Source organism: Rhodopseudomonas sp. BAL398 (assembly GCF_033001325.1).
Lineage (GTDB): Bacteria > Pseudomonadota > Alphaproteobacteria > Rhizobiales > Xanthobacteraceae > JARJEH01.
This window is the reverse complement of record NZ_CP133111.1, coordinates 1,532,456-1,558,752: the sequence shown is the minus strand read 5'-3', so window position 1 is coordinate 1,558,752 and position 26,297 is coordinate 1,532,456. Positions and strand designations below refer to the sequence as shown.

Genomic DNA, 26,297 nt, shown 5'->3' with positions numbered 1-26,297 from the left:
CGGCTAGCCGTCCGGATTGGTATCGTCAAAGCCGTGCATCCGGAACGCCCATTGCAGGCCGACCACCGCGCCCTTGACCGGCTGCAGCAGCAGCAGCGACGCGATCAGCGTGAATGGCAGGTAGATCGCCAGCTGCAGCGCCACCGCCGGGGCATAATTGGTCTCGATCCACAGCACCATCGGCACCACGATGTGGCCGACGATGACGATCACCAGATAGGCCGGCAGATCGTCGGCACGGTGGCCGGTGAAATCCTGGCCGCAATTGGCGCATTGATCGGCGGTCTTCAGAAAAGCGCGGAACAGTTTGCCTTCGCCGCAATTCGGGCAGCGGCCGCGCAGGCCGCGACGCATCGCAGTCCAGACATTGCGCTTGTCCGCCGGTTCGGCACCGGACGACCAGGTAGCGGGAGCACGTGCGGCCAAGGTCTTCATGGTTTCCCCTTTTTTGGTCGGCTCGGCTTGGCCTTGCTGGCCTTGCTCGTTTTCTTGGCGCCCGGCTTGGTGGTGCCGGGCTTGCGATCCTTCTTGCGCGGGCTGCGGCCGGGAGCGGCCTTGGCGCGCGTGGTGCGTTGCGGCTTGCCGGCGTCGCGGCGGCGGCCGCGCGGCGCGGCCTGACCCTCGCTGAGCAGTTCGAAGCGCAGCGCGCCGGCTACAGGAGCAGCTTCTACCAGACGGACGTCGACGACGTCCCCCAGCCGATGCATGGCACCGCTGCGTGTGCCGACCAGCGCGTGGCGGGCCTCGTCATAGTTGAAATATTCGGTGCCGAGCGTGCGGATCGGGATCAGCCCGTCGGCGCCGGTGTCGCTGAGCTTGACGAACAGGCCGGCGCGGGTGACGCCGGAGATGCGGCCCTGGAAGCTGGCGCCGATGCGGTCAGCGAGGAAATGCGCGATCAGCCGGTCGGTGGTCTCGCGCTCGGCCTTCATGGCGCGGCGCTCGGTGACCGAAATTTGCGCCGCGACCTCGGCCAGCGTCTCGACGGTCTCGGTCTCCGGCAGCGCGCCGTCGCCAAGCCCGAGCGCGCGGATCAGCGCGCGATGCACCACCAGATCGGCGTAGCGGCGGATCGGCGAGGTGAAATGCGCGTAGCGCCGCAGATTGAGGCCGAAATGACCGTAGTTCTGCGAGGCGTATTCGGCCTGCGCCTGCGAGCGCAGCACCACCTCGTTGACCAGCGGCTCGGCGTCATGGCCTTTGACCTGCGCCAGCACGCGGTTGAACAACGCAGGGCGCAACGCCCCGGCCTTGGCGAAGGACAGGTCGAGCGTCTTGAGAAACTCCTGAAGGTTGTGCACCTTCTCGACGCTGGGCTCGTCATGCACCCGGTAGATCAGCGGCAGCGCCTTCTTCTCCAGCATCTCGGCGGCGGCCACATTGGCGAGGATCATGAACTCCTCGATCAGCTTGTGGGCGTCGAGCCGCTCCGGCACCACGACGCGGTCGACGGTGCCGTCGGGCTTGAGCACGATCTTGCGCTCGGGCAGATCGAGGTCGAGCGGATCGCGCTCGTCGCGGCCGCGCTTGACGATCGCATAGGCGGCGTAAAGCGGCTTCAGGATCGGCGCCAGCAGCGGGCCGGTGGTGTCGTCGGGATCGCCGTCGATCGCGGCCTGGGCCTGGGCGTAGCTCAGCTTGGCGGCCGAGCGCATCAGGATGCGGTGAAACGAATGCGAACGCTTGCGGCCAGAGGCATCGATCACCATGCGCACGGCGAGCGCGCCGCGGGCTTCGCCGGGCCGCAGCGAGCACAGATCGTTGGAGATCCGCTCCGGCAGCATCGGCACCACGCGGTCGGGGAAATACACCGAATTGCCGCGATTGAGCGCGTCGCGATCCAGCGCCGAGCCGGGCCGGACATAGAACGCCACATCGGCGATCGCCACATAGACGATGCAGCCGTCCTTGTTGCTCGGATCGGGATCCGGCTCGGCATAGACGGCGTCGTCATGGTCCTTGGCGTCGGGCGGATCGATGGTGACCAGCGGCAATTCGCGCCAGTCCTCGCGGCCCGATAGCGTCGCGGGCTTGGCGGCTTCGGCCTCGCGGATCGCCGCGGACGAAAATTCCTGCGGGATTTCGTGGGAGTGGATCGCGATCAGGCTGACTGCCTTTTCGGTCGCCAGCGAGCCGAGCCGTTCCTTGACCTTGCCCGAGGCCAGGCCATAGCCGCGGGTGTGGATCAGATCGACGCTGACCAGATCGCCGTCCTGCGCGCCATTGGCGTGGGCCTTGGCGATGTTGAGTTCGCGGCCGGCCTGCTTCTTGTCGACGCCGATCAGGCGTCCGCCGCCATCGGGCAGGGCGCGGAAGATGCCGAGAATGCGGGTCTTGGTGTGGTCGACGACCTTGACGACGCGGCCCCGATAGGCGGCGACTTTGTCGCGCTCTGCGGCTTCGACATGCAGCAGCGCGCGGTCGCCGATGCCGGGCACGGTGCCCGGTGCGGCGCGGCGTGGCACATGGATGCGGATCTTCGGTGCCTCGCCGTCCTGCTCGTCCCATTCGGCCGGGGTGGCGATCAATTCGCCGTCGTCGTCGCGCGCGGTGATGTCGGCGACCAAAGTCGGCGGCAGCGCCGCGGGTTCGGCGACGCTCTTGCGGTATTTCTTGATCACGCCGCTATCGGCAAGCTCGCGCAGAATCCGCTTCAGCTCGGCGCGGTCGGCGTTTTTCAGGCCGAATTCGCGGGCGATCTCGCGGGTGCCGACCTTGCCGGCGGCGCCGCGAATAAACGCCACGATGGCGTCGCGGTCAGGAAAGCTGGCCTCGCGTTTCTTGCTCACTTTTATCCGTTCTTGCCGGCGCTCTTCTTGGCGACAGGTTTTGACTTGGCAGCGGCGTTCGCCGTCGAGGTTTTCGCCGTCACCGGCGCTCGCGCCTTGCTGGCGGCGGCGCTTTCGGCCTTCGGCTTGGCGGCGGCTTTCTTCTTGACCGCCTTCTTGACGACTTTCTTGGCGGGCTTGCCTTCGGCGTCGGATTTGGCATCCGACTTGGCATCAGACTTGGCCGCGGTCTTCTTGGCCGGCGCCTTCTTCTTGGCGACCTTCTTGGTCTTGCCGCCACCCTTGGCGGCGCGCTCGTCGATCAGCGCGATGGCTTCCGCCAGCGTAATGCCGTCCTCGGTCTTGTCGCTCGGGATGGTGGCGTTGACGCCGCCGGCGGTCACATAGGCGCCGTAGCGGCCGCCCTTGACGGCGACGGTGCCGAGCGACGGATGCTCGCCGAGCGGCTTGCCGGGGTCGGCGCCGAATTTGCGCTTGCTCGGGCCCTTGAGGATTTTCTCGGCGATCAGCGTGACCGCGCGGTTCAGGCCGATATCGAAAACTTCGTCGCCGGCTTCGAGGCTTGCATAGGTCTTCTCATGCTGAACGTAAGGCCCGAAGCGGCCGATCCCGGCCTTGATCGGCTCGCCGGTCTCGGGATGCTTGCCGACTTCGCGCGGCAGCGACAGCAGCTTGAGCGCCAGCTCCAGCTCCATGTCGCCGGGCGAGGAGTTCTTCGGAATCCCGGCGCGCTTGGGCTTCTCGCCCTCGGCGTAATCCTTTGCCTCGCCGAGCTGGATATAGGGCCCGAACCGGCCGGACTTGACTGCGACTTCGAGGCCCGACACCGGATCGGGGCCGAGAATGCGATCGCCATCGCCGCCGCCATCGGCCGCCAGCGGACGGGTGTAGCGGCATTCCGGATAGTTGGTGCAGCCGACAAAGGCGCCGAACTTGCCGGCCTTGAGGTTGAGCTTGCCGGTGCCGCAGCTCGGGCATTGCCGCGGATCGCCGCCATCCTCGCGCGGGGCGTAGATATGCGGTCCCAGCATCTCGTCGAGCGCGTCCAGCACCTGCGTCACCCGCAGATCCTTGATCTCGTTCACGGCGCCGATGAAGTCGGTCCAGAAATCGCGCAGCACTTCCTGCCAGGAGATCTCGTTGTTGGAGATCCGATCGAGCTTCTCTTCGAGCGCCGCGGTGAAGTCGTATTCGACGTAGCGGGCGAAGAAGTTCTCCAGGAACGCCACCACGACGCGGCCCTTGTCCTCGCCGTGCAGACGCTTCTTGTCGAGCTTGACGTAGCCGCGGTCCTTCAACACCTGCAGGATCGACGCATAGGTCGAGGGCCGGCCGATGCCGAGCTCTTCCATCCGCTTCACCAAGGAGGCTTCGGAGAAACGCGGCGGCGGTTCGGTGAAATGCTGGGTGACGGCGAGGTCCTTCTTCTTCAGATCCTCGCCCTGGTTGATGATCGGCAGCCGGCGGCTGTCCTCATCGTCGGAATCGTCGTCACGGCCTTCCTGATAGACCGCGAGAAAGCCGTCGAACTTCACCACCTGGCCGGTGGCGCGCAATTCCAGCACCCGCGATCCGGCCTTGGCGGCGATATCGACGGTGGTGCGCTCGAGTTCGGCGGATTCCATCTGGCTGGCGATGGTGCGGATCCAGATCAGCTCGTAGAGCCGGATCTGATCATGGTCGAGCCGGGCGCGCAGCGCGTCGGGGCGGCGCGACAGGTCGGTCGGGCGGATCGCTTCATGCGCTTCCTGGGCATTCTTGGCCTTGGCCACATATTGCCGCGGCGTCTCGGGAACATATTTCTTGCCGTAATCCTCGCCGATCACCTCGCGCGCCTGGGTGATCGCCGAGACGTCGATCTGGACGCCGTCGGTTCGCATATAGGTAATGAGACCGGTGGTCTCGCCGCCGATGTCGATGCCCTCATAGAGCCGCTGCGCGATCCGCATGGTGTGGGCGGGCGCAAAGCCGAGCTTGCGGCTGGCCTCCTGTTGCAGCGTCGAGGTGGTGAACGGCGCATAAGGGTTGCGCTTCGCCGGCTTGGCCTCGACCGAGGACACCGTGAAATTGGCGCTTTCGATCGCCTGCTTGAAATCCTCGGCCTCGGCGCCGGTGCCGATATCGAGCCGCTGGATCTTCTTGCCGTCGGCGCCGACCAGGCGGGTCTCGAAACTGTCGCCGCGCGGCGTGGTGAGCGTCGCCACCAGCGACCAATATTCGCGCGGCAGGAATTTCTCGATCTCCATCTCGCGGTCGCATACCAGCCGCAGCGCCACCGACTGTACCCGTCCGGCGGAGCGGGCGCCGGGCAATTTGCGCCACAGCACCGGCGACAGCGTGAAGCCGACCAGATAGTCGAGCGCGCGGCGCGCCATATAGGCGTCGACCAGCGCGCCGTCGATCTGGCGCGGATTCTTCATCGCCTCGGTAACGGCCTGCTTGGTGATCGCGTTGAACACCACGCGTTCGATCTTGTGATCCTTGATCGCGCGCTTTTCTCTCAACACCTCAAGAACATGCCAGGAGATCGCTTCGCCCTCGCGATCAGGGTCGGTGGCGAGGATCAGCTTGTCGGCCCCCTTCAGCGCCTTGGCGATGTCGTTCAACCGCCCGGCTGCTTTGGGGTCGATTTCCCAGATCATCTGAAAATTGGCGTCCGGATCGACCGATCCATTCTTCGCCGGAAGGTCGCGCACATGCCCGAATGAGGCCAGGACCTCATACGACGCGCCCAAATATTTGTTGATCGTCTTGGCCTTCGCAGGCGACTCGACAATGACGATATTCATGTCATTCCAATGGCTTGTCTGGGAGATACGAGCCGGTTCCGCGAGACTCGCGCCAGCCACATTGTCCGGAACATGGGTGGTGGCGACCCCGCTGTCAAATACCGATCGGGTGACAGTGCGGGTTCCGGAGCCTCAAAAACAGTGCGATTCGGTTTTACTAAAACCAGGGGTTGCACAACCATAGCGAGTAAATCTATAAAAAGCCCGTAGATGTGCGTGGTGGCCCGGCTTTCGGAAGGACTTGGTTGATGTCGTCGCGGCGCAGGAGCGATCAGCCACCCACGGACCCGATGGAGCGCGACGGCGGCCCTGTCGAGGCCGCGGGCTATATCTCCGAAGCCATCGCCGACCTGCTGCATCTGGCGCGAATCCACCGCCTTGAGATGCTGGCCTATCTGCTGGAAATGGCGCTGCTGGAGGCCCAGGAGATGGTGCGGCTGCGCCGGACCCCGCCGCCGCAGCAGCCCGGCGAATAGGCGCTATCCCGCGGACACCATTTCGATATCGCCGGGGCCGAGCAGGCGGCCGTCGGCGGCGCGCAATTCCAGCTTAACCCGCCGCCGCGAGCTGCGGTCGACCAGCGCGGTCGTCACCGTCTCGCCCTCGAAGCCATAGGCCTCGCTCCACTGCCGCAGCGCCACCAGCACCGGAAACGCCGCGCGGCCCTTGTCGGTCAGCAGGTAGTCCTTATAGGCACTGCCGTCGGCGGCCGGGGCCTCACGCAGCAGGCCGTGCACAACCAGCGCGCGCAACCGCGCCGCGAGGATGTTCTTGGCGACGCCCAGGCTCTTCTGAAACGCGCTGAACCGGCTGATCCCCAAAAAGGCGTCGCGCAGGATCAGCAGCGACCAGCCGTCGCCCAGCGAGTCGAGCGCACGGGCGATCGGGCAGGCGTCGTGTTCGAAACGGGTGCGTTTCACCATCGCGGGGCCTCGCCTGCAAATCGGTTGCTCGATGGTTGCATTATGAAACCATCGCCGCTAAATGTCGATCTAGTTTCAATATGCAACCACATGGAGCGGGCGATGCGATTGGCAAACAAGACGGCCTTGATTACCGGCGGCAACAGCGGCATCGGACTGGCCACCGCCAGACGCTTCGTGGCCGAAGGCGCCCGGGTCGCCATCACCGGCCGCAACCGCGCCCGGCTCGATGCCGTGGTGGCCGAGCTCGGCGGCAACGCCATCGGCTTCGTTGCCGACGCCACCGATACGGAGGCTACCGAGGCGGCGATCGCCGCGGCGGTAGAGCGGTTCGGCAAGCTCGACATCCTGTTCGCCAATGCGGGCATCGCTGCCGGCTCGCCGCTCGGCGCGACCACGCCGGACGCCTTCGCCAGCGTGATCGGCACCAACCTGACCGGGGTGTTCTTCACCGTGCAGGCGGCACTGCCGCATCTCAACGACAACGCCTCGATCATCCTCAACGGCTCGGTGACCAGCGTGCTGGGGATTCCGGGCTATGCCGCCTATGCAGCCAGCAAGGCCGGGGTGCGGGCGATGGCGCGGGTGATGGCGTCGGAATTGTCGCCGCGCGGCATCCGCGTCAACGTGGTTGCGCCGGGCGCGATCCGGACCCCGATCTGGGGCGCGGCGATCGCGACCCCGGAGGCGGAGCGGGCGTTCGAACAGCGGATCGCGCTGAGCACGCCGCTCGGCCATCTCGGCGAACCCGACCACGTCGCCGCCACCGTGCTGTTCCTGGCCTCGGACGAGGCGGCGCATATCCAGGGCCAGGAGATCTTCGTTGACGGCGGTGCCACCGCGTCGCCGGCCGGTGCGCCGATCTATCGCGGCTAGATCGCGGCAAGTCATCAGCCTGTCGTTAACGGATCGTTAACTGCGATAGTTGACGATGGTCGTCAGCAGGAGGCGGGCCGGATGTACGTCCGCCTCTAAAGATGGCTCGAAGTGATTTCACTTCGGGCCGTTGCTTTTTGCGGCGAGGGCGGCCGTCGCGCCGCTACGCCACGGCGCGCAGTTGCGTCGCGGCCTGCAAGGCGCCGGCGATCGACTGTTCGCGATGCTCCGGACCCTTGCCGATGCCCTCGGCAACGATCAGTTCGATATCGGTCACCCCGATGAAGCCGAACACGCCGCGCAAATAGCTTTCGGCATGCTCGTAGATCGCGGCGGGGGCGCCGGCACCGTAAAAATTACCCCGCGACAAGGCGATGATGACCCGCTTGCCGCCGACGAGACCCTGGTGGACGCCGGAGGCGTCGTAGCGGAATGTCTTGCCGGCCACCGCGATGCGATCGATCCACGACTTCAGTTGGGTCGGGATCGAGAAATTATACATCGGTGCGCCGATCACCACGATGTCGGCGGCCAGAAATTCCTCCAGCACGGCTTGGCCAGCGGCAAGATCGGGCAGGAGTGCAGTGTCGGCCGCAGCGCCCTGCGCTGCGGCGAGATGTGCGCCCGACAGGTGCGCCAGCGGTGTGGCGGCGAGATCGCGATAGATGATTTCGACCCCGGGCGTGGCCCCGCTGAGGCGCTCGACGATGGCGGCCGAGACCTGACGGCTGACGGAAAGCGCGCCGAGCACGCTGGAGTCGATGTGGAGCAGTTTCATTTGCATCGTCCTTGGTATAGGTTTGTAACCGACGCACTATGAGTGACTGTCCAAACCGCACAAGAAGGCACTATTTTGAAACCCGAGCACAGCGAACTGCCCGCGCACAGCGAGGTGCCCACGCACAGTGAGGTGCCCGGGCACAGCACTGTAACCGTGCCGCTGCCCCCGCATATCAGCAGCGAATGCCAGGGCGTGGCTCCGGTTTTCGCGCGGATCGGCGACAAATGGAGCGTCTACGTCATCATGCTGCTGGGCGACGGGCCGCGCCGCTTCAATGAGTTGAAGCGGATGGTCGGCGGTATTTCGCAGCGGATGCTGACCCTGACGCTGCGCGGGCTGGAACGCGACGGCCTGGTCACCCGCACGGTGTTTCCGACCATTCCGCCGCGGGTCGATTACGAGCTCACCGATCTCGGCCGCGGCCTGAGCGTGCCGGTCAAACAGCTCGGCAGGTGGGCGCGGCAGCATCAGCCGCAGATCGAAAGCGCGCGGCAGGCCTTCGATCGCCGTAACGCGGCGCGCTGATTGTCACAGCAACGACACCAGCCCGTTGCCGTGGCGCTCCAGCCGTCCGGCGAGTTCGAGTTCGAGCAGCACGGTGCGCACCACCGCAGGCGCCACATCGGACAGCCGGATCAGATCGTCGAGGCCGATCGGGCTCGGCCCGAGCAGGGCGGTGATGCGGGCGCGGTCGCCCTGCGCCGGCTCCTCGATCGGCGGCAGTTCGTCGGGCTCGCGGCTCGGCAATTCGATCGGCCGTTCCAGGATCGGCGCCACCGCGTTGATGATGTCGGCGGCCTCGGTGATCAGCGCCGCGCCCTGCTTGATCAGCTCGTTGGTGCCGGCGGCGCGCGGATCGAGCGGTGAGCCCGGCACCGCGAATACTTCGCGGCCCTGTTCGGCGGCGATCCGCGCGGTGATCAGCGAGCCGGAGCGATGCGCCGCCTCGATCACCGCGACGCCGAGCGCCACGCCGGAGATCAGCCTGTTGCGGCGCGGGAAGTCGCGGGCGCGCGCCACATGGCCGAGCGGCATTTCGCAGATCGCAGCACCCATCTGGCGCAGGATCTGCGCCAGCAATTCGTCATGCTCGGGCGGATAGATTTTGTCATGGCCGCCGGCCATGACTGCGACGGTGCCGCCGCCGAGGCTGGCGCGATGCGCGGCCTGGTCGATGCCGCGCGCCAGGCCGGAGACGATGACGAAGCCGGCATCGCCGAGGTCGCGCGCCAGCCGCTCGGCGAATTTCAGCCCGGCGCCCGAGGCGTTGCGCGAGCCGACGATGGCGATCATCGGCCGCATCAGTGTCTCTGTCGCGCCGCGAACGCCGAGAAGTGGCGGGGCGTCGTCGATCAGCGCCAAACGCGGCGGATAGCCGGGCTCGCCGGGCGCCACCAGCGTCACGCCGAGCTTGTGACTTGCGATGAGCTCGCGCTGCGCCTCGTGCTCGGACACGATACGCCCGGGCCGGGCGGCACCGCCGCGCCGCGCCAGATCGGGCAAAGCGTCGAGCGCCGCGCGGGCCGAGCCGAAATGATTGACCAGAGAGCGGAAGGTGCGCGGCCCGACATTGTCGGAGCGGATCAGCCGCAGCCAATCGATCCGCTGCGCCTCGGTGAGGTGTGTTGTGCTGCTCTCGCGATTGTCCACGCGCTGCCCCCGCGCCGCAGTGTCGCGCAAGTTTTGCGTGTGGACAAGATCGGCGGCCACGATACTACGCAGCCGAGCCACGCGACCACCGTCATCGCCCGTGCAAGCGGCCGACCCAGTATTCCAGAGCGTTGAAAATTACCGCCAAGGCTGCGGCGTACTGGGTCCCCGCTTTCGCGGGGATGACGGCTGATAATGCGGCGACGCAGCCGACACGACTTCGGCAACCAAGCGACGCCCCGGCCGTCACCGGCCACGTCGCTACTTCTTCTCGCCGATCTTGCCTTCGGTGCCGGCCTGCAGCCGCGCGATGTTGTCGCGGTGCATGTAGAACAGCAGCAGGGTCAATACCGCGAATAGCGAGGCCAGAGCGGGGTGGCCGAACCACCACAGAAAAATCGGGGTGATGAAGGCGGCGACCAGCGCGGACAGCGACGAGTAGCGCGAGGTGAGGGCGGTAGCGAGCCACAGCACGCAGAACACCACGGCTGCCGGCCAGAACAGCCCGATCAGCACGCCGATATAGACCGCGACGCCCTTGCCGCCCTTGAATTTCAGCCAGACCGGAAACAGATGGCCGAGAAAGGCGCCGAGCGCCGCCAGCATTGCGGCTTCGGCGCCGCCGAACGACGACGCGATGACCACCGCAACGGTGCCCTTCAGCGCGTCGCCGAGCAGCGTCGCGGCGGCCAGGCCCTTGCGGCCGGTGCGCAGCACGTTGGTGGCGCCGATATTGCCGGAGCCGACGCTGCGCAGATCCTGGGTGCCGGCGAGCCGGGTCAGGATCAGGCCGAATGGAATCGAGCCGAGCAGATAGCCCAGTACCACAGCTGCGATATAGATCCCGATCATCGGTCCATCTCATCAGGGCGCGCGAGCGGATGCAACAGTGGCGTCTGGTCGCGCTCAGACATGTTCATACACGGTGCGGCCGCCGACGATGGTGCGCGCCACCCGGCCGGAGAACCGCGCCTCGTCGAACGGGGTGTTCTTGCATTTCGATTTCAACTCGTCCGGATCGACCACCCACGGCACTTCGGCGTCGATCACGATGAGATCGGCCGGTGCGCCCGCGCGCAGCGTGCCGCCGGGCAGGCCGAGCAGTTCGGCCGGGCGGGTCGACATCGCGCGGATCAGCGTCAGAAAATCCATCTCGCCATTGTGGATCAGCCGCAGCCCGGCCGGCAGCATCGTCTCCAGCCCGATCGCCCCGGGAGTGGCTTCGGCGAAGGGCAGCCGTTTGGTCTCGACATCCTGCGGATTGTGATCCGACATGATGACGTCGATCAGCCCCGAGGCGACGGCCGCGACCAGCGCCTTGCGATCGTCCTCGCTGCGCAGCGGCGGCGACAGTTTCAGGAAGGTGCGGTAGGGGCCGATGTCGTTTTCGTTCAGCGTCAGATGATTGATCGACACCGAGGCCGACACCGGCAGGCCGAGGTCGCGGGCGCGCTGCAGGATCTCGAGCGACTCGATGCAGGTGACGGAGGCGGCGTGATAGCGGCCACGGGTCAGCATCACCAGGCGGATGTCGCGTTCCAGCACCACCGTCTCGGCGGCGTTGGGGATGCCGACCAGGCCGAGCCGGCTGGCGAATTCGCCCTCATTCATCACCCCTTCGCCGACCAGATCGGGATCCTCGGTGTGATGCACGATCAGCGCGTCGAAATCGCGCGCATAGGTCAAGGCGCGGCGCATCACCTGGGCGTTCATCACGCTATGCTCGCCATCGGTGAAGGCGACGGCGCCGGCGGCCTTGAGCAGGCCGATCTCGGTCATCTCGACGCCGTTCATGCCCTTGGTCAGCGCCGCCATCGGATGGATGTTGACGATCGCGGTGTCGCGGGCGCGGCGCATCACGAAATCCACCGTCGCCGAATTGTCGATCACCGGCGAGGTGTCGGGCTGGCAGATGATGGTGGTGATGCCGCCGACGGCGGCGGCCTGGCTGGCCGAGGCGAAGGTCTCGCGATGGCTGGCGCCGGGCTCGCCGACGAAAGCGCGCATGTCGATCAGCCCTGGCGCCACGATCATGCCGGCGCAATTGACGATGTCGGTGCCCTCGGGGACGCCGGCGGCGCCGATGCCGCGGCGCGCCTCGCGGATCACGCCGTCGGCGATCAGCACGTCGCCGACGCCGTCGAAATCGCGCGCCGGATCGATCAGGCGGGCATTGGCGAGCAATATCGGACGGCGGTCGGTCAGCATCGAATATCCCGGTTTAGGCATCACGCGTTGGGGAGGTTGCGGGCCAGCGCTTCGAGCACTGCCATCCGCACCGCCACGCCCATTTCCACCTGTTCGCGGATCAGCGACTGCGCGCCGTCGGCCACGATCGAATCGATCTCGACGCCGCGATTCATCGGCCCCGGATGCATCACCAGCGCGTCCGGCTTGGCATAGGCCAGCTTTTTCTGGTCGAGCCCGAAATACTGGAAATATTCGCCCGACGACGGCACGAACGAGCCGTTCATCCGCTCGCGCTGCAGCCGCAGCATCATCACGATGTCGGCGCCGTCGAGCCCCTCGCGCATGTCGCGATGAACGTCGACGCCCATCCGCTCGATGCCGGGCGGCAGCAGCGTCGAGGGCGCCACCACGCGGACGCGGGCGCCCATAGTGTTGAGCAGGATGATGTTGGAGCGCGCCACCCGCGAATGTGTGACGTCGCCGCAGATCGCAATCACCAGGCCCTCGAGCCGGCCCTTGTTGCGGCGGATCGTCAGCGCGTCGAGCAGCGCCTGCGTGGGATGTTCATGGGCGCCGTCGCCGGCATTGATCACCGAACCGTCGACTTTTCGCGCCAAGAGCTCGACCGCGCCCGACGCATGGTGGCGCACCACCAGAATGTCGGGGTGCATCGCGTTCAGCGTCACCGCGGTATCCATCAGCGTCTCGCCCTTGCGCATCGAGGACGACGACACCGACATGTTCATCACATCGGCGCCGAGCCGTTTGCCGGCGATTTCGAACGAGGATTGGGTCCGCGTCGAGGCCTCGAAGAACAGATTGACCTGGGTGCGGCCGCGCAACGAGGTGCGCTTCTTGTCGATCTGCCGGTTGAGCTCGACATATTCCTCGGCGAGGTCGAGCAGGCCGGTAATGTCGGCAGCGGAAAGTCCCTCAATTCCCAGCAAATGCCGGTGCGCGAGGACAAAAGTCGATTTTGATGCAGGGGTCATTAAAGCAAGAGCTATAGGCAGAGTTGCAAAACGGGGCAAGGCCGAAAAGCAGCTCGCCGGAATAATCCCCCGCTGCGTCGGAAGACGGTGGTGGGCGCGCGATATTGGTCTGTTTCGGCCGCTCTGGTAGATAAGTCCGGCAGCGTCATCGACACCATGTCAGGATTGCACATGCCGACACTCGCTCAAGCCCTGCTCGACGCCCTCAAGGACCACGGCGCCAAGGAGATTTTCGGCATTCCGGGCGATTTCGTGCTGCCATTCTTCAAGGTGATCGAGGAAAGCGGCACGCTGCCTTATTTCACGCTGAGCCATGAACCGGCGGTCGGCTTCGCCGCCGACGCTGCGGCGCGCTATCATGGCGGCATCGGCGTGGCGGCGGTGACCTATGGGGCCGGCGCCTTCAATCTGGTGAATTCGATCGCCGGCGCCTATGCGGAGCGCTCGCCCGTCGTGGTGATCGCCGGCGCGCCGGGGGCGCGTGAGCGCGCCTCGGGCTATCTGCTGCATCACCAGGTCCGCACCGTCGACACCCAGCTGGCGGTATTCCGGGAATTCACCTGCGACCAGGCGGTGCTGACCGATCCCGCGACCGCGCCGGCTGAAATCGCCCGGGTGTTGCGCAGCGCGATGGAATTGTCGCTGCCGGTCTATATCGAATTTCCCCGCGACATGGTCGAGGCCAGGGTCGAGCCGGTTAAACGCCTGCCGCGCCGCGCCGCCGAACCGGGCGCGCTCGGCGAATGCACCGAGGAAATCCTGACGCGGATCGCCAAGGCCAAATCGCCGGTGCTGGTGGTCGATGTCGAGATCCGCCGCTACGGCATCGAGGATCAGGTCGCGGCGCTGGCGCGCAAGCTCGGGATCCCGGTGGTGACAACCTTCATGGGGCGCGGATTGCTGGCCGCGGCCGACGTCGTCGCCGGAACTTATCTCGGCGCCGCCGGCGATCCGGCGGTGTCGGCGCTGGTCGACGACGCCGATCTGGTGTTGATGGTCGGCGTGATCCTGTCGGACACCAATTTCGCGCTGTCGACCAATGCGCCGGACCCGCGCCGCACCATCTTCGCCGCCGGCCGCGAGGTTCAGGTCGGCCATCACCTCTATCGCGACCTGCCGCTGGCGGACCTGATCGCCGGGCTCATCGATAGCGCCACGCAGCATCCGCCGCGGCCGCGCCAGCCGGGGCAGGGTATGGCCTATCCGCGCGGGCTGCCGGCCGATGATCACCCGATCGCGCCCTCGGACATCGCCGCCGCCATCAATGACCTGTTCGACCGCCACGGCAAGATGCCGATGACCGCCGATATCGGCGATTGCCTATTCACCGCGATGGAAATCGACAACACTGCCTTGGCCGCGCCCGGCTATTATGCCGGGATGGGCTTCGGCGTGCCGGCCGGGTTCGGCGTGGCGGCGATCGGCCGCCGCCCGCTGGTGCTGGTCGGCGACGGCGCGTTCCAGATGACCGGCTGGGAACTCGGCAATTGCAAGCGCTACGGCCTCGATCCGATCGTGGTGCTGTTCAACAATTGCAGCTGGGAAATGCTGCGGGTGTTCCAGCCGGAATCGAAATTCAACGATCTCGACGACTGGCATTTCGCCGACATCGCCAAATCGATCGGCGGCCATGGCCTGCGGGTGACGACCCGGGCCGAATTGGCCAGCGCGCTCGACGCCGCCGTGGTCCGACGCGGGCAGTTTTCGCTGATCGAGGTAATGCTGCCGCGCGGCGTCACCTCCGACACGCTGGCGCGCTTCGTCAAAGGCTTTAAGGCCGCGCGCGAACGGATGGCGTGATCGGTTCGCGGCTCGGCGCCCCCGGGCCGCGACGGCCCCGCTGCCCGATGACAATCGCCTGACACCGCCGGACAGCGGCCGGTCAGCGGCTCTGGCGCAGATTGCCGTCGTCGATGCGATTGGTCGCATCGGGCAGTTGGAGGCCAAGACGATGTCCCATAGCAACAGCAGCACACATCTCGTCGCGCATGCACGGACCGTCCGCTTCGGCGGCGATGACGGCGATCCGGCCGCCTGGTCGACGGGCGAAAGCATCGCGGGCTATGCGTTCGAAACCGCTTTGTGCCTGGTTGAGAGCCAGTCGCCGCTGCTGCGGCCGGCTGAGCGGTCGGAGGCCGCCGGCGATATCGCGCAGCGTCATACCCAGGCGCTGTCGTCCCGGATCTGGCAGCTGGCCCGGCTGCTCGATCATGTCGACGGCACGTTCGATGCCGATGAGACGCGCGTGCTGCTGCAGGCCGCCGCGCGGGTGACCAGCGAGTTGATCACCATGTTCGGCCCCGCCGCGGAGCGGCGCGCCATTGACGCCACGGTGAGCCATGCCGAGCGCGGCAGCGCGGCGGACTGTCTGGCGCGGGCAAGGCAATTGGCGCAACGAATAAGCACGGCCGCTGCGGGACTGGCGCCGATCCGCTTTGCGGCCTGACCGTCGCGGTCCGCGCGCAACCCGCGGTGGGCTTTGCCAGCTCGGTGAGCCAGCTGACAGCTTGGCTCAGGCAGAACGGTCGGCGCTGATGCTGCATTGCGAGCGTCGCTCGCGCGTATCAGTCGCAACTACGGACGCGTAGTTGATGCAATCATCGGCTATGATCGCGCGCCGCGCCGTGCCATGGGGACAAGATGACCGAGAGCCTGATGCGCCGATCGCTGATCGTGATCGCTCTATGCGGCCTCGCCGCCGGGCTGGGCGCGCGCTACGCGTTCGGGCGCGACGATTGGGCCAGCCTGATCTGGCTCATCGGCACCGTGCCGGTGGTGATCGCGCTGGCGGTGGCGATCCTGCGCGATGTCCTCGCCGGCCGATTTGGCGTCGATGCGGTGGCTCTGCTGTCGATGAGCGCGGCGCTCGGCTTTGGCGAAAACCTGGCCGCCTCGGTGGTGGCCGTGATGGTGGCCGGCGGCAATGTGCTGGAGGATTTCGCGGTGTCGCGCGCGCAACGCGATTTGCGGGCGCTGGCCGACCGCGCGCCGCGCATTGCGCATCTGCGGCGCGGCGACGCCGTGGCGGATATCGCCATCGACGCCGTGGCGATCGACGATTTGCTGCTGGTGCGCTCCGGGGAGGTGGTGCCGGTCGACGGCAGCGTCAATTCGGCGGCGGCGACGCTGGATGAATCGGCGCTGACCGGCGAGCCGATTCCAGTGGCGCGCGCGCGCGGCGATCTGGTGCGCAGCGGCACCGTGAATGCCGGCGACAGTTTCGAGATGATTGCCTCGGCCAGCGCCGGCGAAAGTACCTACGCCGGCATCGTCCGGCTGGTGGAAGCCGCCCAGGCCGGCAAGTCGCCCTTCATCCGCGTCGCCGATCGCTTCGCGCTGCTGCTGCTGCCGGTCACCGTGGCGATGGCGGGCGCCGCCTGGTGGTTATCGGGCGACAGCATTCGGGCGCTTGCCGTGCTGGTGGTGGCAACGCCATGTCCGCTGATCCTGGCCGCGCCGGTGGCCTTCGTCGCCGGCATCGCCCAGGCGGCGCGGCGCGGCATCCTGATCAAGGGTGGCGGGCCGCTGGAAGCGCTGGCGCGCGCCCGCACCGTGTTGTTCGACAAGACCGGGACGCTGACGGTCGGCGGCGCGCGGCTGGTGGCGATCGAATGCGCGCCAGAGCAGGGTGCCGACGAGGTGCTGCGGCTCGCCGCCTCATTGGAGCAATCCTCGCAACATGTGGTGGCGAGTTCGATCGTCGCGGCGGCCAAGCTCCGCGGGCTCTCGCTCGAGATGCCGCAGCAGGTGCGCGAGACCCATGGCGCGGGACTGGAAGGGCTGATCGGCGGCGCGCGGGTGCGGATCGGATCGCAGGATCTGGCATTCGGCCATGCGCGGCCGGCCGATTGGGCAATGCGGGCGCTACGCCGGGCGTCGTGGCGATCGGCGCTGTGTGTCTTCGTCGCCGTCGACGATCGCCCGATCGGCGCGCTGCTGCTGGCCGACGAATTGCGCCGCGAGACGCCGCGCGCGGTACAGGCGCTGCGCGCCGCCGGCATCGTCCGCATCGTGATGGTGACCGGCGACCGCGCGGAATCCGCCGAGACCATCGCGGCCGCGCTCGATCTCGACGAGGTGTTGTCGGAGCGCGCCCCGGCGGAAAAGCTCGAAGCGGTGACGATCGAGCAGCGGCTGCACCCGACCTTGATGGTCGGCGACGGCATCAATGACGCGCCGGCGCTGGCCGCCGCCGAAGTCGGCATCGCGATGGGCGCGCGCGGCGCCACCGCGTCGTCGGAGGCCGCCGATGTGGTGATCCTGGTCGACCGGCTCGATCGCGTCTCGGACGCCGTGGTGATTGCAAGGCGCGCCTACCGCATCGCACTGCAAAGCATCGGCGTCGGCATGGCGCTGTCGGCCGTCGCCATGCTGGCCGCGGCCTTCGGCTATCTGACGCCGGTGGCGGGTGCGCTGATCCAGGAGGCGATCGACGTCGCGGTGATCCTCAACGCGCTGCGCGCGCTCGGACCGGGCCGCCGCGCCGGGGTGCACGGGCTGTCATCGAGCGCCGCCGTTGCGCTGCACGACGAGCACCGGGCGCTGGAGCGCCCGCTGGATCGGCTGCGCGAAATCACCGACGAACTCGACGACGCCGATCCGGCGGCGGCCGTGGCGCTGATCGCCGAGGCCAGCGGCGTGGTCGACGACAATATCATCGCGCATGAGCGTGACGACGAAAGCGCGGTCTATCCGCGGATCACCAAGGCGCTCGGCGACAATCACGGGCTGACCGCGATGAGCCGGGCGCATCGCGAGATCATGCATCTGGCCCGGCTGCTGGCGCGGCTCAGCACCGGGCTGACCGCCGAGACCGTCGACCGCTACGCCATTCGCGACGCCCAGCGCGTGGTGGAATCGATCGAGGCCCTGGTGCGGATGCACAACGCCCAGGAGGAGGACATCTACGACCAGGCGACGGTCGGCTAGCTGCGGGTCGGCGCGATGCGGGGTGATGTCGCGCCGATTTCTGCGTAACATGCGGCCCGAATCCGATGATCTGACCTTGATGACCTGACCGGGGAAGCCATGACCGAGACATCCTTCGCCACCCACGAGGTGTTCAACCAGTCGCCGCCATTCGAGGACGTCGATCTGTTCGGACTCGACCGGCCGCTGGTCGAGGCGGTGGCGATGAATCAAGGCAGCGCGGCGCATGCCGATCTGTCGGCCTTCGGACACCATTGGGGCTCGGCGCAGATGGCGGCGCGTGGCCGGCTCGCCAATGAGAACACCCCGAAGCTGAAAACCTTCGACGCCCGCGGCCAGCGCCGCGACGAGGTCGAGTTTCATCCGGCCTATCACGAGCTGATGACCGAGAGCGTTCATGCCGGGATTCACAATTCGACCTGGACTGCCCACGGCACGCCGGCCGGCGACGCCTCCGAGGTGATCCGCGCCGCGAAATTCTACATGGCGGCCCAGGTTGAGACCGGGCATCTGTGTCCCGTGACGATGACCCGCGCCGCGGTGGCGGCGCTCGGCGCGCAGCCGGATCTGTTGGCCCAGGTGATGCCGGTGCTGGGCTCCAAACGCTACGATCACAGCTTCGCGCCCTGGCCCGATAAGCTCGGCATGACGATCGGCATGGGCATGACCGAAAAGCAGGGCGGCACCGATGTCCGCTCCAACGCCACGACCGCGATCCGCGACGGCGAGGCCTATCGCATTGTCGGCCACAAATGGTTCATGTCGGCGCCGATGTGCGACGCGTTTCTGGTGCTCGCCCAGGCCGATGACGGGCTGAGCTGTTTCTTCATGCCGCGGTTCCGGCCCGACGGCTCGGTCAATGGGCTGCAGTTCCAGCGACTGAAGGACAAGCTCGGCAACCGCTCCAACGCCTCGTCGGAAGTCGAGTTCACCGGCGCCTATGCGCTGCGGGTCGGCGAGGAGGGGCGCGGCATCCGCACCATCATCCAGATGGTGCAATTGACCAGGCAGGATTGCGCCATCGCCTCCGCCGGATTGATGCGCTCGGGTCTGGCGCATGCGCTGCATCACGCCAGGCACCGCAGCGTGTTCCAGAAACATCTCGCCGACCAGCCCTTGATGCAGACCGTGCTGGCCGACATGGCGTTGCAGGTCGAGGCCTCGGTGGCGCTGGTGATGCGGCTGTGCCGCGCCTTCGACGAGGCGCCGGCCGATGCCAATGAGGCCGCCTATATGCGGCTGCTGACACCGGCGGTGAAATACTGGGTCTGCAAGTCCGCGCCGGGCTTCATCTACGAGGCGATGGAGTGCCTCGGCGGCAATGGCTATGTCGAGGACGGGATTTTGGCGCGACACTACCGCGAGGCGCCCGTCAACGCGATCTGGGAAGGCTCCGGCAATGTGATGTGCCTCGACGTGCTGCGCGCGCTGTCGCGCGAAAGCGACGCGGCGATGAGTGTGCTGCAGGGGCTGATGATGGAGACCGCCGGCCTGACCGGCGCCGCCGAGGCGGCGAGCCTGATCGCGCGGACGTTCCTGCGGCCGGACAGCGAACGCGCCGCGCGGCTCGCGGTCGAAACCCTGGCCAAGCTCGCCGCCGCCGCGGCGCTGAACGCGGTGCATCCGGCCCACGCCGAATTATTCGCCGCCTCGCGGCTGAAGCCGCAATTGGGCATCCTCTACGGCGCCGCCGATCTCAGCGCCGAGCAGGGCCGCGAACTGCTGACGCGGGCGCTGCCCGACTGAAGGCGCGCCCACGGATCCGGAACAATATGCGGGGTGAGCGGTTGGTTCGGCAGCCGACCATCGGCCACCCCAACATATTGGAAACCTTATGCTGCTTCCCCAAGGAACAATCGTGGCTGTCGCCGACGGCGAGAAGTTCAATCTGTTCCAGAACACCGGCGACGAGAGCAATCCGGCGCTGAGCGCGATGTCTGAGCCGGAAGTGGAAAGCGTCAACGCGGGATCCGGATCGGGCCACCAGAACAGCTCGGGCAACCCGGACGCCAGCCAGGCTGCGGAAGACGGTTTCGCCGGCGGCATTGCCGAATTGCTCAACAAGCGGGTGCTGGACGGCAAGATCGCCGATCTGGTGATCATCGCGGCACCGCGCACCTTGGGCGAATTGCGCAAGAGCTATCACAAGAAACTGTCCGAGGTGCTGCGCGGCGAAATCGCCAAGGATCTCACCGGGCATGCCCTGCACGATATCGAGAAAACCATCGCGGCGGCGTGACCTCGCGAAGTCGCGTCGTTGCGCTTCAAGAGAATCGGCGTCATTCCGGGGCGCGCGCAGCGATAGCTGCGAGCGAACCCGGAATCTCGCTCAAGCATTCTGCCTTGCCGCAAGATTCCGGGTTCGCTCGCCCGATGGGTGCGTCCCGGCATGACCGCGAGGCGGGCGGGGTGATTGCGCTGAACGCGGTGCATCCGGCCCACGTCGAATTATTCGCCGCCTCGCGGCTGAAGCCGCAATTGGGCATCCTCTACGGCGCCGCCGATCTCAGCCTCGAGCAGGGCCGCGCGCTGCTGACGCTGCCGGAGATTTAGCCTGATCCGATGCGTGCCCCGGACGCAGCGCGCCGCGGAGCGGCGTGGTGCGCTGCGGAGCCGGGGCCCCGCTGTTGTTGTCTGCGCCAAGAGCGGGGTCCCGGTTCTGCGAAGCGGCACTGCGTGCCGCATCGCGCCCGGGACACGTTGCCTCCTGTGACGGTTTAGGACTCCACCGTCTCGCCATCGGAGAAATACCAGCGGCCGCGATGCTTGCGGAATTGCGAGCGTTCGTGGTGGCGCTGTTCGGGGCCGCCGTCGCGGCGAAAGCGGGCGATGAATTCGACCGTGCCTTTGCTGCCGCGCTGCGAATGGCTCAACACCTCGAGCCCGGTGAAAGTCGAACTGCTCATCCAGGCGCGATTGGCGTCGTGATCGAACAGGTCGCGGCGCTCCGGATCGGTGGTCTCATAGACGTAGTCGTAATTGTTCAACGCGAAGGCTGTGTAGCGCGAACGCATCAGCGCCTCGGGCGAGGCCGCCGGTCGGGTGCCGGCCAGCAGCGGCCCGCAGCATTGCTCATAGTCCAGGCCGGAGCCGCACAGGCATTGCATCGCGCTCACTCCGGTTTCAACCCGCCAGCGCGATCAATAGCGGCATGGTGACCACCGCCAGGATGGTCTGCATGGTCAGGATCTGCGCCAAGAGCGGCGCGTCGCCGCCCATCTGCCGCGCCAGGATATAGCCGTTCGAGGCGCTCGGCACCGAGGCGCAGCAGGCCACGATGGCGAGATCGACGCCGGAGAGGCCAAAAGCGTGTCCGCAACCGATCGCCATCAGCGGCAGCAACACCAGTTTGAGAACCACCGTCAGCCCGGCCGCGGCGCGCGGCCGCCGCAGGCCTTCGAGATGCAGCCCGGCGCCGACCAGCAGCAGACCGAGCGCCAGCGAGCAGCGGCCGAGCGCGTCGGCGAATTCGTGCAGCGGGCCCGGCACCGGCAGATGGCTGAGATTGATCGCCAGGCCAACGATGCAGGCCCAGATCAGCGGATTGCGGATGATGGCGAGCAGCAGCTTCGGCCACGACATCCGCTGCGGCGCGGCGTAATGCGCCAGCACCCAGACCGCCAGCACGTTGAGCAACGGGATCATCGCCACCATAGCCACCGACGCGAGCGTGATGCCGCGATCGCCCCACAGATTGCCGGCGACCGACAGTGCCACGAAGGTCTGCCAGCGGGTCGAGCCCTGAAACACCGAGGAGAACGCCGGGCCGTCGACATTGAAGCCGCGCGCCAGCCAGGGCCGCAGTGCCAGGCACAGCGCCGCCATCGCGATCACCGCCAGCAGCAGCGCGCCGCCGACGCCGGCGATCGGCGCCGAGGCCAGATTGGCGCGCGACAACGTGTCGACCAGCAGCGCCGGAAACAGCACGTAGTAGACTAGGTGTTCCAGCCCGGTCCACATCAGGTCCTGTTTCAGCAGCACCCGGCGCAGCACATAGCCGAGTACGATCAGCAGGAACACCGGCACCAGCGCCCCGAACACCGTCAGCATCGCGGGCGATCTCCGGGCGTCTGGTTGAGCACCGCCAGACGATCGAGCGCGCCCTGCAGGATGAAAATGGCGGCGTGTTCGTCGATGATCTTGGCACGCTTGGCGCGGCTGACATCGTTGGCGATCAATTCGCGTTCCACCGCCGAGGTCGACAGCCGCTCGTCCCACAGCCCGATCGGCAATTCGGTCAATCTGGCGAAATTGCGCGCGAAGGCGCGGGTCGATTGCGCCCGCGGTCCCTCGCTGCCGTCCATGTTGATCGGCAGGCCGAGCACGAAGCCGCAGACGCCGCGCTGCCCGGCCAGCACCAGCAGCCGCGCTGCATCGGCCTTGAAGGCGGTGCGGGCGACGGTTTCGACCCCGGTCGCGAGCCGGCGATCGGGATCCGACACCGCCACCCCGATGGTCTTGGTGCCGAGATCAAGGCCAATCAGCGCGCCGCGGGCGGGCCACAGCGCGGCGGCCTCGATCAATGGGAGGATGGGTGCAGGCATGGCTCCGCATAGCACGCGGGATATGGCCCGCAAAGCCGATTGCGGCGCGGCGCCGGACGAGCCGGCGCCGCGCCGACGGGTCAGCGGATCGCAACCGGATTGATGATGCTTTGCACCGCGCCTCTGTAACGCGGCTGCCCCAGCACGAACATGAACTCGTAGACCTTGTCCTTGGCGAGTTCTGCGGTGTCCATGTTCTCCAGAATATAGGTGCCGTTCATCGGCAACAGGATCTGGTGAACCTCGAACACATTCTTGGATTCGAACGGGATCGCCTCGAGCGCCCAGCTGTCGGCCCCAATCGCGACCACACCCTTACCGGTCAGATATTTCGCGCCTTCGACGCCGAGCCCCGGTTCGCCGGCGCTGTAGCGCTTGTCGTCCTTGCCGATCAGGCTGATCCAGCCGGTGTGGAACAGGACCACGTCGCCCTGGCGGATCTCGACGCCCTGTTTCTTCGCGACCTCCTCGATTTCCTTGACGTTGAAGGCGGTGCCTTCCTTGACGACGTCGGTGCCGTAATAGGCGGCCATGTCGAGCAGCACGCCGCGGGTCACGATCGGCGGGATCTTCTCGACGCCGAGCTTCTTCAGCCCTTTCGGGTCGGCGAAATCGGCCAGCTTGTTGCCGTTGTAATAGACGTGCTCGACGCCGATATGGCCGAGCCCGTCGATCTGGCTGCCGATCCCGAGCCAGCCCTCGATGATGTCGTCATTATAGGTGGTCTTGCTGGGACCGATTCCCGGGATACCGGCCTGTCCCGGCTGAACGATGGTAATCTTGAAGCCGCGCGGCGGGTAGGCCGGGGTTGTCGAATCCACCGGAATGCCGAGCGCATAGACCTTGCCGGTCTTGACCAGCTCTGCCGCCTTCAGCGCCAGTTCTGGTTTTAGATAGTTCGCCGCGCCGATCTCGTCGGTCGGGCCCCATTTCGATTTGGTCCAGTCCTGTGCGGTTGCCGTCCCCAACATTCCCAACAAGGTGACGGAGCAGCTCAAGATGATTGTCCTCAGCATTGCAGTCCTCCCTGATCTTGTCGTTATGTTTGTTGTTAATCGCGGTTGGATGTTAGTGCATGGCGGATGCGAGCGTCATCCGGGACCCGCAAGGTGGCCGCGTCGCCGCTCGCGACATCTCGCCGCACAATGGCAATCCGCCAATTTCGCAACGCGGAAATGCGCGCTCGATGCGGCGATCAATTCGAATTGTTGCGATCAGCGCGGCGCGCAAGGCTATGCTGCTGCGCGCCTCAACCGAGAGATTTGCATGGATGCTCTGACCCTGTTCGGCCTGTTCGCCGTCACCGCGATGCTGATCTGTTACGCGCTGGAGCAGCGCAGCCATTGGTTCGTTCTGGCCTTCGCCGGCGCCTGCGGGCTTGGATCGATCTACGGATTCCTGCAGGGCGCCTGGCCGTTCGGGCTGGTGGAGGCGATCTGGGCCGGGGTAGCGCTGCGGCGCTGGATGTTGACGCCGCGTCCGCAGCGCATATAGCGCTGCGGCGCTTGGGCATGTTAGACCCGTCACCGGCCTGATGCCGGCCGCCCTCCCATCAGCACGAGAGCAAACCATGTGGCCGGACCGCCGACTTCTCGACCTGATCGACATTGAATTTCCGATCGTGCTGGCGCCGATGGCCGGGGTGATGGATTCCGACCTGGCGATTGCCGCGGCGCAAGGCGGCGCGCTGGGCTCGCTGCCCTGCGCGATGCTGACGGCCGACAAGGCGCGCGAGCAGGTCGGAATCTTTCGCCAGCGCGTCACCGCGCCGATCAATCTGAATTTCTTCTGCCACCAGCCGGTCGATGCCGATCCGGCACGGGAGGACGGATGGCGCGCGCGGCTTAGCACTTATTATCAGGAATTGGGGCTCGATCCGGCGGCGTCGGCGAACGCCGCCAACCGCGCGCCGTTCGATGAGGCGATGTGCGCGCTGGTCGAGGAGTTGAAGCCCGCAGTGGTCAGCTTTCATTTCGGTCTGCCGGCGCCGGCCCTACTGCAACGGGTCAAGGCCGCAGGCGCTGTGGTGATGGGTTCGGCGACGATAGTGCGCGAGGCGATCTGGCTGGAGGAACACGGCGCCGACGTCATCATCGCGCAGGGCGCCGAAGCCGGCGGCCATCGCGGCATGTTCCTGACCGACGCTATCGCGCAGCAGCCGGGCCTGTTCGCGCTGCTGCCGCAGGTGGTGGACGCGGTGCGGGCGCCGGTGATCGCGGCGGGCGGCATCGCCGACGGGCGCGGCATCGCGGCCGCTTTCGCGCTGGGCGCCGCCGGCGTGCAGATCGGCACCGCCTATCTGCGTTGCCCGGAATCCAAGGTGAGCGCGCTGGCCCGCGCGGTGCTGGCGCAGGCGTTCGACGATTCCACCGTGATGACCAATGTGATGAGCGGCCGCCCGGCGCGCGGCGTTCCTAACCGGGTGATGCGCGACCTCGGGCCGATCTCGGCGGACGCGCCGGTGTTCCCGCATGCCGCCACCGCGCTCGGTCCGCTGAAGGCTGCGGCGGAAAAGCTGGGCAAGACCGATTTCACCAATCTGTGGGCCGGGCAGGCGGTGCGGCTCGGCCGCGACATGCCGGCTGCGGAACTCACAAGGGCGCTGGCGGGCGCCGCACTGGCGCGGTTCGGCTATCTCGCCGGCTGACGCGGTTGCGGCGGCGAAGCCCGTTCTGCTATAGAGCGAGGCTCAATCATACGAGGCCAAACATCATGTCGGTCGATGCCGCCACGGTCCGCCGGATCGCCCATCTCGCCCGGATCGCGGTCAGCGACGACGAGGTGCCGCATCTGCAGGGCGAGCTCAATGCGATGCTGGCCTTTGTCGAGCAGCTCTCCGAGGTTGATGTGGACGGCGTCGAGCCGATGACTTCGGTGATGCCGATGCAGATGAAGCCGCGCGCCGACCTGGTCAATGACGGCGAGATCGCCGATTCGGTGGTGGCCAATGCGCCGGCCACCGAGGAGCATTTCTTCCTGGTGCCGAAGGTCGTCGAATAGGACGGAAAGCCGATGTGCCTGCTGTGCGACGACGAGAAGGCCTATCAGGCCTATATGGATTACCTCGACGCGATGGAGCGCCAGGGCAAGGCCGCCGATCCCGATAAGGCGATGGACGCCGTGCTAGACCAGCTGCAGGCCGCCGACAAGGCCCGCGCCAACGCACCGGAAAACGACAAGACGCTGTCGCCGTTCTTCTGCAGCCCGGTCAATAAATGACTCTCATGCTTTCTTCAGTTTGCGGACGCGGCGCAGGTCGGCGTTGATCTGCGACTGCCAGCCGGGGCCCAGCGCGCGGTAGGAGTCCAGCACATCGGCATCGAGCCGCAGCGTCACCGAGGATTTCGGCCTGTCGCCGAGCGGCGGCCGGCCGCGGCGGATTACCTTGTCGCCGTCACGAAATACCGCGCGGTCCAACATCTCATCGGTCAGTTCCGGTCCATCGTCCGGGTCGACCCAGGGTTTAGATTTGCCTGAAGCGCTCAACGAGTTTCTTCTCTTCTCGGGCATGACAGTACCTCATCGAGATCACATGGCGGTCGGCGCCCCGCTGCGTCCAGACCATCATCACCATGCGACGGTTCAACCACCCGACGGTGATCTGACGCAACTCGCCATGGCCGGTCTGATCGCTGGCGAAAGTCGCGGTCTTGCCGGCGAACACCAGCGCCGCGTCGGTGGCGAAATCGATGCCGCGCTCCTTCAAGGTGATCTCGCGCTTGGCGGGATCGAAGCTGATCGCCATGGAAATATGTAGCTACTTAAATGGCGCCGTCAAGATTAATGTAACTCCATAAATCGGAGCGCCGCAATTGCTTCATTTTCCGCCCTCGC

The 26,297-nt window shown here is 66.6% G+C and carries 28 protein-coding genes; 13 read left to right on the top strand and 15 right to left on the bottom strand.

From position 1 onward, the window contains the following. Positions 1–3 precede the first annotated feature (3 nt). The 3 genes from RBJ75_RS07460 to topA are packed head-to-tail and all read right to left on the bottom strand — an operon-like array spanning position 4 to position 5,578. Positions 4–435, bottom strand: a complete 432-nt coding sequence (locus RBJ75_RS07460; protein ID WP_044418402.1) for a DUF983 domain-containing protein — start codon at positions 433–435, stop codon at positions 4–6. Next, positions 432–2,789 carry a ribonuclease R gene (rnr, locus tag RBJ75_RS07455; protein WP_317528846.1) on the bottom strand — a complete coding sequence of 786 codons (2,358 nt, stop codon included), beginning with the start codon at positions 2,787–2,789 and terminating at the stop codon, positions 432–434. Before rnr ends, RBJ75_RS07460 begins: the two co-directional genes overlap by 4 nt. A gap of 2 nt (positions 2,790–2,791) precedes the next feature. Beyond that, the gene (gene topA, locus RBJ75_RS07450; protein ID WP_044418591.1) at positions 2,792–5,578 is read right to left on the bottom strand and encodes a type I DNA topoisomerase; all 2,787 of its coding nucleotides are present in this window, start codon (positions 5,576–5,578) and stop codon (positions 2,792–2,794) included. Positions 5,579–5,826: 248 nt separating this feature from the next. Between topA and RBJ75_RS07445 the strand changes: the two genes are divergently transcribed. Continuing rightward, complete coding sequence (locus RBJ75_RS07445; protein WP_044418589.1) at positions 5,827–6,054, top strand: hypothetical protein; 228 nt, start codon at positions 5,827–5,829, stop codon at positions 6,052–6,054. A gap of 3 nt (positions 6,055–6,057) precedes the next feature. Here RBJ75_RS07445 and RBJ75_RS07440 read toward each other — a convergent pair whose 3' ends face one another. After that, a complete protein-coding gene (locus RBJ75_RS07440) occupies positions 6,058–6,501 on the bottom strand; it encodes a winged helix-turn-helix transcriptional regulator (protein WP_044418587.1) in 444 nt (147 codons plus the stop codon). Positions 6,502–6,603: 102 nt separating this feature from the next. Between RBJ75_RS07440 and RBJ75_RS07435 the strand changes: the two genes are divergently transcribed. Continuing rightward, positions 6,604–7,377 (top strand): SDR family NAD(P)-dependent oxidoreductase, encoded by a 774-nt coding sequence (locus tag RBJ75_RS07435; RefSeq protein WP_044418595.1) that lies wholly within the window; start codon positions 6,604–6,606, stop codon positions 7,375–7,377. A 163-nt stretch (positions 7,378–7,540) separates the two neighbouring features. Here the strand turns inward: RBJ75_RS07435 and RBJ75_RS07430 are convergent, their stop codons facing one another. Continuing rightward, the gene (locus RBJ75_RS07430; protein WP_317528845.1) at positions 7,541–8,155 is read right to left on the bottom strand and encodes an FMN-dependent NADH-azoreductase; all 615 of its coding nucleotides are present in this window, start codon (positions 8,153–8,155) and stop codon (positions 7,541–7,543) included. 132 nt (positions 8,156–8,287) lie between these two features. Between RBJ75_RS07430 and RBJ75_RS07425 the strand changes: the two genes are divergently transcribed. Beyond that, complete coding sequence (locus tag RBJ75_RS07425) at positions 8,288–8,683, top strand: winged helix-turn-helix transcriptional regulator (RefSeq protein ID WP_044418905.1); 396 nt, start codon at positions 8,288–8,290, stop codon at positions 8,681–8,683. A 3-nt stretch (positions 8,684–8,686) separates the two neighbouring features. On the opposite strand, the gene dprA is transcribed toward RBJ75_RS07425, so the two are convergent. The 4 genes from dprA to RBJ75_RS07405 form a co-directional block, all read right to left on the bottom strand. Then, positions 8,687–9,808, bottom strand: a complete 1,122-nt coding sequence (dprA, locus tag RBJ75_RS07420; RefSeq protein ID WP_044418903.1) for a DNA-processing protein DprA — start codon at positions 9,806–9,808, stop codon at positions 8,687–8,689. A 261-nt stretch (positions 9,809–10,069) separates the two neighbouring features. Next, positions 10,070–10,660, bottom strand: coding sequence for a glycerol-3-phosphate 1-O-acyltransferase PlsY (gene plsY, locus RBJ75_RS07415; RefSeq protein ID WP_276156493.1), 591 nt, complete (start codon positions 10,658–10,660; stop codon positions 10,070–10,072). Positions 10,661–10,714: 54 nt separating this feature from the next. Continuing rightward, on the bottom strand, positions 10,715–12,016 hold the full coding sequence (locus RBJ75_RS07410; protein WP_044412923.1) for a dihydroorotase: 1,302 nt from the start codon (positions 12,014–12,016) through the stop codon (positions 10,715–10,717). 20 nt (positions 12,017–12,036) lie between these two features. Beyond that, positions 12,037–12,990, bottom strand: a complete 954-nt coding sequence (locus RBJ75_RS07405) for an aspartate carbamoyltransferase catalytic subunit (protein WP_044412920.1) — start codon at positions 12,988–12,990, stop codon at positions 12,037–12,039. A 171-nt stretch (positions 12,991–13,161) separates the two neighbouring features. Here RBJ75_RS07405 and ipdC point away from each other — a divergent pair, with 171 nt between their 5' ends. The 6 genes from ipdC (at position 13,162) to RBJ75_RS07375 (ending at position 20,472) form a co-directional block, all read left to right on the top strand. Then, complete coding sequence (gene ipdC, locus RBJ75_RS07400) at positions 13,162–14,790, top strand: indolepyruvate/phenylpyruvate decarboxylase (protein ID WP_044412917.1); 1,629 nt, start codon at positions 13,162–13,164, stop codon at positions 14,788–14,790. A 151-nt stretch (positions 14,791–14,941) separates the two neighbouring features. Further along, a complete protein-coding gene (locus RBJ75_RS07395; protein WP_152647749.1) occupies positions 14,942–15,436 on the top strand; it encodes a hypothetical protein in 495 nt (164 codons plus the stop codon). A gap of 194 nt (positions 15,437–15,630) precedes the next feature. Then, on the top strand, positions 15,631–17,919 hold the full coding sequence (locus tag RBJ75_RS07390) for a heavy metal translocating P-type ATPase (RefSeq protein WP_044412913.1): 2,289 nt from the start codon (positions 15,631–15,633) through the stop codon (positions 17,917–17,919). A gap of 99 nt (positions 17,920–18,018) precedes the next feature. After that, positions 18,019–19,665 (top strand): acyl-CoA dehydrogenase family protein, encoded by a 1,647-nt coding sequence (locus RBJ75_RS07385; RefSeq protein WP_276156492.1) that lies wholly within the window; start codon positions 18,019–18,021, stop codon positions 19,663–19,665. 88 nt (positions 19,666–19,753) lie between these two features. Then, positions 19,754–20,158 carry a host attachment family protein gene (locus RBJ75_RS07380; protein WP_044419249.1) on the top strand — a complete coding sequence of 135 codons (405 nt, stop codon included), beginning with the start codon at positions 19,754–19,756 and terminating at the stop codon, positions 20,156–20,158. Between the two features lie 170 nt (positions 20,159–20,328). Next, complete coding sequence (locus RBJ75_RS07375) at positions 20,329–20,472, top strand: hypothetical protein (RefSeq protein ID WP_276156491.1); 144 nt, start codon at positions 20,329–20,331, stop codon at positions 20,470–20,472. Between the two features lie 164 nt (positions 20,473–20,636). Here the strand turns inward: RBJ75_RS07375 and RBJ75_RS07370 are convergent, their stop codons facing one another. The 4 genes from RBJ75_RS07370 to RBJ75_RS07355 all read right to left on the bottom strand — a co-directional run bounded on the left by RBJ75_RS07370 (position 20,637) and on the right by RBJ75_RS07355 (position 23,479). Further along, the gene (locus tag RBJ75_RS07370) at positions 20,637–21,026 is read right to left on the bottom strand and encodes a YchJ family protein (RefSeq protein WP_044416752.1); all 390 of its coding nucleotides are present in this window, start codon (positions 21,024–21,026) and stop codon (positions 20,637–20,639) included. Positions 21,027–21,042: 16 nt separating this feature from the next. Beyond that, the gene (locus RBJ75_RS07365; RefSeq protein ID WP_044416750.1) at positions 21,043–21,969 is read right to left on the bottom strand and encodes an AEC family transporter; all 927 of its coding nucleotides are present in this window, start codon (positions 21,967–21,969) and stop codon (positions 21,043–21,045) included. Continuing rightward, positions 21,963–22,463: a Holliday junction resolvase RuvX gene (gene ruvX, locus RBJ75_RS07360; protein WP_044416748.1), complete on the bottom strand. Its 501-nt coding sequence runs from the start codon at positions 22,461–22,463 to the stop codon at positions 21,963–21,965. Before ruvX ends, RBJ75_RS07365 begins: the two co-directional genes overlap by 7 nt. A gap of 80 nt (positions 22,464–22,543) precedes the next feature. Then, positions 22,544–23,479: a cyclase family protein gene (locus RBJ75_RS07355; protein WP_044416746.1), complete on the bottom strand. Its 936-nt coding sequence runs from the start codon at positions 23,477–23,479 to the stop codon at positions 22,544–22,546. A gap of 250 nt (positions 23,480–23,729) precedes the next feature. Here RBJ75_RS07355 and RBJ75_RS07350 point away from each other — a divergent pair, with 250 nt between their 5' ends. From RBJ75_RS07350 to RBJ75_RS07335, 4 genes are all read left to right on the top strand, one after another. Beyond that, positions 23,730–23,957, top strand: a complete 228-nt coding sequence (locus tag RBJ75_RS07350; RefSeq protein ID WP_044416742.1) for a hypothetical protein — start codon at positions 23,730–23,732, stop codon at positions 23,955–23,957. Between the two features lie 76 nt (positions 23,958–24,033). Beyond that, entirely contained in the window at positions 24,034–25,110 is a 1,077-nt protein-coding gene (locus tag RBJ75_RS07345) for an NAD(P)H-dependent flavin oxidoreductase (protein WP_276156422.1), read from the top strand. Between the two features lie 65 nt (positions 25,111–25,175). Then, entirely contained in the window at positions 25,176–25,463 is a 288-nt protein-coding gene (gatC, locus tag RBJ75_RS07340) for an Asp-tRNA(Asn)/Glu-tRNA(Gln) amidotransferase subunit GatC (protein ID WP_044415267.1), read from the top strand. Between the two features lie 12 nt (positions 25,464–25,475). Continuing rightward, positions 25,476–25,682 (top strand): hypothetical protein, encoded by a 207-nt coding sequence (locus tag RBJ75_RS07335; RefSeq protein WP_044415269.1) that lies wholly within the window; start codon positions 25,476–25,478, stop codon positions 25,680–25,682. Positions 25,683–25,685: 3 nt separating this feature from the next. Here RBJ75_RS07335 and RBJ75_RS07330 read toward each other — a convergent pair whose 3' ends face one another. Further along, positions 25,686–25,949: a BrnA antitoxin family protein gene (locus RBJ75_RS07330; RefSeq protein ID WP_234707484.1), complete on the bottom strand. Its 264-nt coding sequence runs from the start codon at positions 25,947–25,949 to the stop codon at positions 25,686–25,688. Then, the gene (locus RBJ75_RS07325; protein ID WP_044415273.1) at positions 25,927–26,208 is read right to left on the bottom strand and encodes a BrnT family toxin; all 282 of its coding nucleotides are present in this window, start codon (positions 26,206–26,208) and stop codon (positions 25,927–25,929) included. Before RBJ75_RS07325 ends, RBJ75_RS07330 begins: the two co-directional genes overlap by 23 nt. Between the last annotated feature and the right edge of the window lie 89 nt (positions 26,209–26,297).

What these genes read in the sequence shown, in the direction of transcription:
- RBJ75_RS07460 (WP_044418402.1), bottom strand. Translation starts at nt 435, where the DNA reads ATGAAGACCTTGGCCGCACGTGCTCCCGCTACCTGGTCGTCCGGTGCC.
- topA (WP_044418591.1), bottom strand. Translation starts at nt 5,578, where the DNA reads ATGAATATCGTCATTGTCGAGTCGCCTGCGAAGGCCAAGACGATCAAC.
- RBJ75_RS07445 (WP_044418589.1), top strand. Translation starts at nt 5,827, where the DNA reads ATGTCGTCGCGGCGCAGGAGCGATCAGCCACCCACGGACCCGATGGAG.
- RBJ75_RS07440 (WP_044418587.1), bottom strand. Translation starts at nt 6,501, where the DNA reads ATGGTGAAACGCACCCGTTTCGAACACGACGCCTGCCCGATCGCCCGT.
- RBJ75_RS07435 (WP_044418595.1), top strand. Translation starts at nt 6,604, where the DNA reads ATGCGATTGGCAAACAAGACGGCCTTGATTACCGGCGGCAACAGCGGC.
- RBJ75_RS07430 (WP_317528845.1), bottom strand. Translation starts at nt 8,155, where the DNA reads ATGAAACTGCTCCACATCGACTCCAGCGTGCTCGGCGCGCTTTCCGTC.
- plsY (WP_276156493.1), bottom strand. Translation starts at nt 10,660, where the DNA reads ATGATCGGGATCTATATCGCAGCTGTGGTACTGGGCTATCTGCTCGGC.
- RBJ75_RS07410 (WP_044412923.1), bottom strand. Translation starts at nt 12,016, where the DNA reads ATGCTGACCGACCGCCGTCCGATATTGCTCGCCAATGCCCGCCTGATC.
- RBJ75_RS07405 (WP_044412920.1), bottom strand. Translation starts at nt 12,990, where the DNA reads ATGACCCCTGCATCAAAATCGACTTTTGTCCTCGCGCACCGGCATTTG.
- ipdC (WP_044412917.1), top strand. Translation starts at nt 13,162, where the DNA reads ATGCCGACACTCGCTCAAGCCCTGCTCGACGCCCTCAAGGACCACGGC.
- RBJ75_RS07395 (WP_152647749.1), top strand. Translation starts at nt 14,942, where the DNA reads ATGTCCCATAGCAACAGCAGCACACATCTCGTCGCGCATGCACGGACC.
- RBJ75_RS07390 (WP_044412913.1), top strand. Translation starts at nt 15,631, where the DNA reads ATGACCGAGAGCCTGATGCGCCGATCGCTGATCGTGATCGCTCTATGC.
- RBJ75_RS07385 (WP_276156492.1), top strand. Translation starts at nt 18,019, where the DNA reads ATGACCGAGACATCCTTCGCCACCCACGAGGTGTTCAACCAGTCGCCG.
- RBJ75_RS07380 (WP_044419249.1), top strand. Translation starts at nt 19,754, where the DNA reads ATGCTGCTTCCCCAAGGAACAATCGTGGCTGTCGCCGACGGCGAGAAG.
- RBJ75_RS07370 (WP_044416752.1), bottom strand. Translation starts at nt 21,026, where the DNA reads ATGCAATGCCTGTGCGGCTCCGGCCTGGACTATGAGCAATGCTGCGGG.
- RBJ75_RS07365 (WP_044416750.1), bottom strand. Translation starts at nt 21,969, where the DNA reads ATGCTGACGGTGTTCGGGGCGCTGGTGCCGGTGTTCCTGCTGATCGTA.
- ruvX (WP_044416748.1), bottom strand. Translation starts at nt 22,463, where the DNA reads ATGCCTGCACCCATCCTCCCATTGATCGAGGCCGCCGCGCTGTGGCCC.
- RBJ75_RS07355 (WP_044416746.1), bottom strand. Translation starts at nt 23,479, where the DNA reads ATGCTGAGGACAATCATCTTGAGCTGCTCCGTCACCTTGTTGGGAATG.
- RBJ75_RS07350 (WP_044416742.1), top strand. Translation starts at nt 23,730, where the DNA reads ATGGATGCTCTGACCCTGTTCGGCCTGTTCGCCGTCACCGCGATGCTG.
- RBJ75_RS07345 (WP_276156422.1), top strand. Translation starts at nt 24,034, where the DNA reads ATGTGGCCGGACCGCCGACTTCTCGACCTGATCGACATTGAATTTCCG.
- gatC (WP_044415267.1), top strand. Translation starts at nt 25,176, where the DNA reads ATGTCGGTCGATGCCGCCACGGTCCGCCGGATCGCCCATCTCGCCCGG.
- RBJ75_RS07335 (WP_044415269.1), top strand. Translation starts at nt 25,476, where the DNA reads ATGTGCCTGCTGTGCGACGACGAGAAGGCCTATCAGGCCTATATGGAT.
- RBJ75_RS07325 (WP_044415273.1), bottom strand. Translation starts at nt 26,208, where the DNA reads ATGGCGATCAGCTTCGATCCCGCCAAGCGCGAGATCACCTTGAAGGAG.